The following is a 7,513-nucleotide window of genomic DNA, read 5'->3' as shown; positions in this document are numbered from 1 at the left end:
GCGCCTATACCTATTATATGATGCGCCGCCGCTGGGATTATTTTGTGCGTAACCTGCTGCATGCAGAGCCGCCAAAGGAATACGACCTGAAAATGAAGATGGACCCGCGGAATAGCTTTGGTACGAGGGATTAGAAAGGGGAGAAGAATGTAAAATGTAAAATTTTAAATACCAAATGTAAAAGTGGAATGCAGTCCCTTATTCGCTGCATTCCACTTTTACATTTATCTCGTTCATAAAGTCTTTTAACGGTCTCTATGAACCTCCTTTGTCGGTTTTAAATTTTACATTTATGATTTTACATTCTTTTTGGCCGGTCTCCTTTCCCGCTGATTTTCAATAATAATCACCCCATCCGTCGGTGCATCCGGCCGGTTGATCTTTTTAACACCGCTTTATACTACCTGTGCCATATCTTTGCCCCTGAATTACCGATGTGCGATCATAACCTATGAAGAAGATTACACGAAAAAGACTGCTTCGTCTTATACTGATTCCTGTTGTTTGTGTGCTGGTGCTGCTGGGAATAGCCGCCGCCGTTTTATACTCACAGCAACAACGCCTGGTTGGGTTAGCGGTAAAGGAGCTGAATAAACAGCTGCCTGGTGAGCTGGTGGTTGGCAGCAGCAATATCTCCATTTTCCAGAACTTTCCTTACATCTCCATTGGTTTGCGGCAGGTACGCTTTTACGGCAGCAAGCAGCAAACCGGTAAGCCCATTTATGAGGCGGAGCGTATGTACGTTGGCTTTAGTTTGCCCGACATTCTGCGCCAGCAATACCATGTGAAAGTGATCCGCTTAAAGAACGGTTTTCTGAACGTAGTAAAGGACCGGGCCGGCCGCCTGAATATTGTAGAGGCCAGCCGCATAGCGCAGGATACTACCGTAGTAACAGATACCACTGCCAGCCCCCTGGACCTGGATATTAAAAAAGTGGTGCTGCGCAATATGCGCATTGCTTACCTGGATAAGCAAAGCGGGCAGCAGCTCACAGTACAGATAGAACGGATACAATCCGCATTGCGGGCCAACGACGCCCAGATACTGGCCGACCTGGATGGTAAAATGCTCATAGACTTTACCCGCCCCGGTGATACCACTTTGTTCCGCCATAAAAAGCTGCAAACCTCCATTAAGCTGGCTTATAATAAATCCGCCCAGATGCTGCAGCTGCCAAAAGGCACCCTGCAGCTGGAAGATGCAGTGTTCAACATCACCGGCTCTGCAGACCTGCTGCATGGCAATGATGTGAACCTGCATATTAAAGGCGATAAGCCGGACCTTAAACAGCTGTTTGCCTTTGCGCCGGAATCGGTAGCCAAGCAGCTGGAGCATTTCAAATATGCAGGTCACCTGTCTTTTGATGGTAAGGTAAAAGGTAAGCTGGCTGGCGGGCAAATGCCGCTGATAGAGCTTTCTTTTGCTTGTTCCGATGCCTGGCTGCATAATACGCAGGCCGATAAAAAGCTGGATTCCCTGGCCTTTAAAGGATATTATACCAATGGTGCAGCACGATCCCTGAAAACATCAGAGCTGCGTTTGCTGAACATGAATGCCCGCCCCGGGCAGGGCATTTTCCGCGGCAATTTCATTATGCGCGATTTTACAGACCCCAAGGTGCTGATGCAGATAGATTCCGACCTGGAGCTGGGTTTTGTAGGCGATTTCCTGGGTATTGCCGACCTGCAGCGCATTACCGGCCGCATTTTGCTGAAAATGAACTTTAAGGAGGTGGTGGACCTGAGCGTGCCGGAGCAATCCATGGGCAAGCTTACAGAAGGTATTCAAAGTGAGCTCACTGTAAAAGGGCTTACCTTCCGTATTCCATCTTATCCGCACATCATAGAGCACCTGAACCTGCATGCGGATATGCGTAATGGTTTTGTAAAGCTGGATTCCCTCTCGTTTAACCTGGGCCATTCCGACTTTCACATGAACGGTTCTATCAGCGACCTGCCGGCCCTTTTTCACAAGCAGCAAAAACCGGTATTAGTTACGTTTAAGGCCAATAGTAATAAGATGATCATGAAGGAGCTGCTGGCCTTTGATACCGCTAAAATGCGCAAGGCACAGGAAGAGATCTATGGCTTTAATATAGGCGCTTCACTGGAAACCTCCGTGAATGAGCTGCAGCATCCTAACCCGCTGCCAAAAGGTAAATTTAAGATAGAGCAGCTGCGTGCATCGTTCAAACATTACCCGCATGCATTCCACGACTTTGGCGCAGAGCTCACCATCAATGACACCGCTTTGCTGCTACGCAATTTTGCCGGCTTAATCGATAGCAGCGACATTCGTTTCAGCGGCCGTGTAATTAACTACGCCCTGTGGTTTAATAAAGTAATGCGGGGTAAAACGCAGGTAGCCTTTGACCTGAAATCACAGCACCTGGCCATGAACGACCTGTTAGGCAAATACAGCCGCACCTATGTGCCGGCCGATTATCATAACGAAGTTGGCCGCAACATCTGGCTGCGCTCTAAAATAGACCTGCGCTATGATTCCGTGTTCCGCTTTGCAAAAATTAAGATCGCCAATATTTCCGGCAGCCTGCAAAAACATGCCTTTGAGCTGGATAGCATTAGCGGCAATGTGAAAATAGGTGCGGATAATTTTATAAAGATAGATACGCTGAAAGGCAAGATAGGCCGCAGTGATTTTGACATAAACATGCGCCTGTATGCCGGTAAGGATACCACGCGCCGGAAAAAGGAGAATTTCCTGCGCTTTAATTCCCGCTTCCTGGATGTAGACCAGCTCACCAACTACCAGCTGACAGCCGCCAAAGACGCCGCTGCACCGTCTATTTCCAACATGCCGGTAGCCACCAATGCAGTAGCCAAAACTTCTGCGCACGCCAAAGCCTTTAATATTTTTGAGGTGCCGTTCATTGATTTTAACGCCTCGGTAAATGTAGGCAAGATCAAGTACCACCGTTTATGGATCAAGAACCTCTCCACCAATGCGCGGATGCTAAGCAACCAGCATATCTACCTGGATACGCTGAACCTGGACATAGCAGAAGGCAAGCTGGCCGCCCACGCACATTTCAACGGCAGCAATCCTGATAAGATCTATTTAACCAGCAGGATCAATGTGCAGGATATGAACATAGAAAAGATGATGCTGAAGCTGGATTACCTGGGGCAGGATTATGTGATCAACAAAAATATCAAAGGCCGCCTCACCGGCCAGATAAAGAGCTACGTACAGGTGCATCCTGACCTTACGCCGCTGATAGACCATTCCAAGGCGCAGCTGGATGTAGCTATTTACAACGGCGTGCTCATAAACTTTGCACCCATGCAGGCCATGTCGTCGTACTTTAAGGATAAGAACCTGAACATGGTGCGCTTTGATACTTTGCGCAATAAGCTCACGTTCAAGGATGGAGCTTTATCCATCCCGGCTATGAATATTAATTCCTCCCTGGGCTTTATGGAAATTTCAGGGAAACAGTCGCTGAACATGCAGATGGAGTATTACCTGCGCATACCCATGAAGATGGTCACCTCCGTAGGTTTCCGCATGCTGTTCGGTAAAAAGCAGGAAGAAGTGGATCCTGACCAGGTGGATGCTATTGAATACCGCGACAAGGATAAGAAGATCCGTTTTATGAACATTAAAATTACCGGTACGCCGGATAATTATAAAGTAGGTTTGGGTAAGGGTAAGAAAGCGTAGGCGCTTACCTTACCTGCCCGATGCCGAACTGGTTGCCGGCGCGTACGGCCTTATCACCGTTGAACTGTACCTCCACCATTTTTTCGCTGGCCACGCTGTTATTAAATTCATCCGTTAGCGTTAGCAGTACCTTCCGAGTTTTTACATCGATCACTTCCCCGCTGGAAGGGTAGGCATATTTACCATCTATGCTAAAGGTAACCCAGCCGGGCATATCCTGCAGGGGAATGGTAGTAAGCTGCTGGTAGGGCGGAGCAGCGCTGAACACATGCAGGCGCATATTGTGGCCGTCGCATACCCACAGCTCTTTTTCATCCGGTGTAAGGCCAATACCATGGCTGGGATTGCCATGCCGCCGTACGGGTCCCATTTCCCAGCCTTCTACTACCACATGCGCCAGCTTGGCGCCGGTTTTCAGGTCGCCCACTTCAAAGCCCAGCAGGCTGTCAACGGTTACATATACACGATCTTCTTTTCCATTCACCGTAAAGGGGCGTATGTTATTGGCAAAGGGGCCTGCTTTGCGGGCCAGGGTATGCGTTTTGGTATCTGCAATATATAGCCAGGGGCTGCCGATATCATCCATATACACCTGGTTGCCGGTAGCGCTGTAAATGGTGTTGTGCGCGCGTTTGTATATCTCTATCTTTTTAATGATGTTGCCTGTTTTACAATCCACCACATTCCAGAAAGTATTTTCCAGGGAAGGCAGGTACATGGTAAGCCCATCCGGGGAAATAGCCATACGGTCGCAGCCTTTTTCAAAAGGTTTCTCCCAGATCACTTTATCGGTAGTAAGATCAATGCGCTGCAATGATTCCAGCGTGCTTACATAAATGCTGTTAAGCGGAATGCTTACAGCAATGCCTTTTACATTGGATGGCGTGCCATCGGAGTGCAGGCCTTTTGTAGGGATCCTTTTCACAAAACGGTGGTGGTCATTGATATCAAATACCAGGATGCCATGGCCCCCGTAGCCCAGGTAGTCGCGGATGCCGGGCGTAGCCACATAGAGGTATTGTTTGTTTTGTGCGCTGGCAGCAAAAAAGGAGAGCAGCAGCAATAAATAAAGGACGCTTTTTTTCATAACCTGCTTTTGATGATACGTGGATGCTACTGGTAAAATATCACATTTCAGGCAGTTTTTTATGGGGAAATAGCATTCCACACAGGGGCGGAATGCTATTTTTTTACATAGTATTCATTATTTACGGCCTCCCAGGCGAAAGCCGGCAACAGCATAAAAATCTACTTCATTATCAAAGAAATAAGCTGCATTCCTGTTATCGGAAACAGTGGTCAGGAAAATATCACCGTCTGCATCCTTGCCTATCTTACAATCAAATGTTTCATCAGCTTCTACCTGGTTGTTCTTATACAGCAACAGCTGCACTTTGGCAGCGGTTTCGCCGCTAACGGTTACTACCAGTTTTCCGTGCTCGCCGTCATCATTGGGCAGGGTGTGCGTGGAGGGCGGGTTATACTGCTCTACCTCGTAAATGGTGTAAGTACCGGCAATACCGGCGGGTGTAGGTGCTTCATCCTTATCTTTCTTACAGGATACAAATGCAAAAATAGCCAATGCCAGAAAGGAGGTCATCAATTTTTTCATATGGTGTTGTTTAAAAATGTTACTATCCTGCGCTTATAAGCGTTTGCATGCAGGTGTTGGGTTACCGGGTTACAGTACTGCTTGTGTGTTTGTTCCTATGCTGCAATTAAAAAATAAGGGGTAAAGATAATTGTTGCAGGTACAGGAACCAATAGGGGCAAGGGGCACAAGAAAAGAAGGTGGGAATTTGTTGTTTTTTTATACGAGTTGGTATCTTTGGCAGGATCTGGCCAAAGTCAGCTCAATAATCAGCAACCCTATTACCTATGGATAAGTTCGAGCATTTAATGCAGACCGGCGCAAACATCGCTACAATTATCGGCGCAATTGGCGTCATTTTTTTATTTGGTCAGCACTATTATAACAAGGACATAAGAAATCTACAGCTAATGCATCGTTGCATAGACCGGTTCAGAGAATGGTCATTGCAGGAAGAACCTAAAATTGATCTTTTTTATATGGAATTGCTGAATGAAGAGCTTTTCTATTTTCAAAATGATCTTATTCAAAGAAAAATAGCCATAGAGTGGATTGAAGGCATCTTAGATTATATACAGATCTTTTCTAGGAATGGAACTGTATTAACAGCCTATAATGGCCAGCAGGATATTGAAACCTTAATCAGAGAGGAAAATAAAAGCAGATTTTTTAATCGTATTTGTTTCTTCTTACATACTGACCTGGACAATGCATATATTGTTCCTGGTTCCGAGGATAAGAACCATGCTTTTAAGAAAAGAGCATTGGCGATACAGTTGTACATGCATATCCGGAAGTACGGATATTAATGATAAACGCACAATTTTAATACATGAAGATCATACTCGCCGCAATTGAACCCAAACTCATCGAAGCATGGAAAGATTTTTTTGCAGCAGAAGAAAACGTAAGCATTAATGAAGCTGACATAACAAAGCTGCAATGTGATGCTGTTGTAAGCCCCGCCAACTCTTTCGGTTTTATGGATGGAGGGCTTGATTATGCACTCTCTGAACGTTTCGGCTGGGATCTGGAAAAGCGGCTCCAACAATTAATTAAAGCACTTCCGGAAGGGGAGCTGCTGGTAGGACAGGCAATGGTAATAGAAACCGGTGATAAAACAGTGCCATTTTTAATATCAGCGCCTACTATGCGCATTCCCACCAATTTTAATATCGATACTTCTGTAAACGCCTACCTGGCCATGAAAGCCATTCTAATAAAAGCAAAGCAGGATGATAGGATTTCTTCTGTTGCAATACCAGGTCTTTGTACCGGCGTAGGGCGTATGCAGCCTATCATTGCGGCCCGGCAAATGTTCCAGGCTTATAAAGAGATCATATTAGGACAAAAGATGGATTTTAAAACTTTTGGCGATGCGCAGAAGTATCATTGGAATATTAATCCCCAGGGGATGATCTGGACGCATTGATAGATTAAATGTAAGTATTGCCAATGGATCTTATGCCATTCATAACACATCGTCAGCCAATACCACTATTAACCAGTAATCATCACCTATGAGCTTTATCTTTTACCTCTTTTTCGCACCAGCGATAATAATCTTTGTTGAATTTACCGGGTTTTTAATAAAAGGTAAGCGGGTGCTGAGCCGTTGGCTGATGCTGCTGGCAGAAATTGGTTCCCTGGTTTACCTGCCCTTTCTGTATGCCGGTTTTGGCGGTAGGAATGAGTGCTGCCTGGGCGAAATAGATAGTACTGCTTTCGCACCTCCGCACCAACTGACCGTTATCGTAATTATCCTGCTGTTCCTGGTCAGCTATTTTTATTCAAAATTCAGGAAGCAGCTTGCGCCGCCTTTAGCAGAAGTAGGGGTGAATGTGGTTTTAGTAACAGGGATCCTTTTTAACATCGTGATGTTGTTCCATGTAAAAGAGGGGATACTTTTAGTCTTTGGTCCTTTGCCCATTATAATGGCAGGGGTGCTGATGCTGCTGCAGAACCAGCAGCTTTTTCGCCGGCAGCTGGAAAATGAAAAAGTGTATACCGGCAAAATAGAATTATTTGCATGGAAAGTGCTGTCTGCAAAGCCGCTGATCAAATTCCCGCTTTTACTGGTGCTTTGTTTACCGTTCTTATTAATACTAACCGCAGTCTTATTGCTGTTTGGGCAAAAGCCGGATTCGCTTATAAGGGCTTTTACAGATACCTATGCGCATGGGCTTTCCCAATGGGATTATAAATGCGATAACGTAGAATGCGGCGGCCACTACCTT

General features: G+C 46.0%; 6 protein-coding genes. 4 read left to right on the top strand and 2 right to left on the bottom strand.

What is annotated here, in order from left to right; translation table 11 throughout:
• Positions 1-451 precede the first annotated feature (451 nt).
• Complete coding sequence (locus VIM87_RS24030; RefSeq protein ID WP_331999469.1) at positions 452-3,685, top strand: AsmA-like C-terminal region-containing protein; 3,234 nt, start codon at positions 452-454, stop codon at positions 3,683-3,685.
• Positions 3,686-3,689: 4 nt separating this feature from the next.
• On the opposite strand, the gene VIM87_RS24025 is transcribed toward VIM87_RS24030, so the two are convergent.
• Positions 3,690-4,772 carry a hypothetical protein gene (locus VIM87_RS24025; RefSeq protein ID WP_331999468.1) on the bottom strand — a complete coding sequence of 361 codons (1,083 nt, stop codon included), beginning with the start codon at positions 4,770-4,772 and terminating at the stop codon, positions 3,690-3,692.
• A gap of 117 nt (positions 4,773-4,889) precedes the next feature.
• A complete protein-coding gene (locus VIM87_RS24020; protein ID WP_331999467.1) occupies positions 4,890-5,297 on the bottom strand; it encodes a hypothetical protein in 408 nt (135 codons plus the stop codon).
• 266 nt (positions 5,298-5,563) lie between these two features.
• Between VIM87_RS24020 and VIM87_RS24015 the strand changes: the two genes are divergently transcribed.
• The 3 genes from VIM87_RS24015 to VIM87_RS24005 all read left to right on the top strand — a co-directional run.
• Complete coding sequence (locus tag VIM87_RS24015) at positions 5,564-6,085, top strand: hypothetical protein (protein WP_331999466.1); 522 nt, start codon at positions 5,564-5,566, stop codon at positions 6,083-6,085.
• 23 nt (positions 6,086-6,108) lie between these two features.
• Positions 6,109-6,708: a macro domain-containing protein gene (locus tag VIM87_RS24010; protein WP_331999465.1), complete on the top strand. Its 600-nt coding sequence runs from the start codon at positions 6,109-6,111 to the stop codon at positions 6,706-6,708.
• 88 nt (positions 6,709-6,796) lie between these two features.
• Positions 6,797-7,513, top strand: a 717-nt coding sequence (locus VIM87_RS24005; RefSeq protein WP_422653337.1) for a DUF6688 domain-containing protein, incomplete at its 3' end; no start/stop codon positions are given.

The organism is Chitinophaga sp., from assembly GCF_036569125.1.
Classification (GTDB): Bacteria; Bacteroidota; Bacteroidia; order Chitinophagales; family Chitinophagaceae; genus Chitinophaga.
The sequence above is the reverse complement of the archived record's forward strand: the minus strand, read 5'-3'. Positions and strand labels throughout refer to the sequence as shown.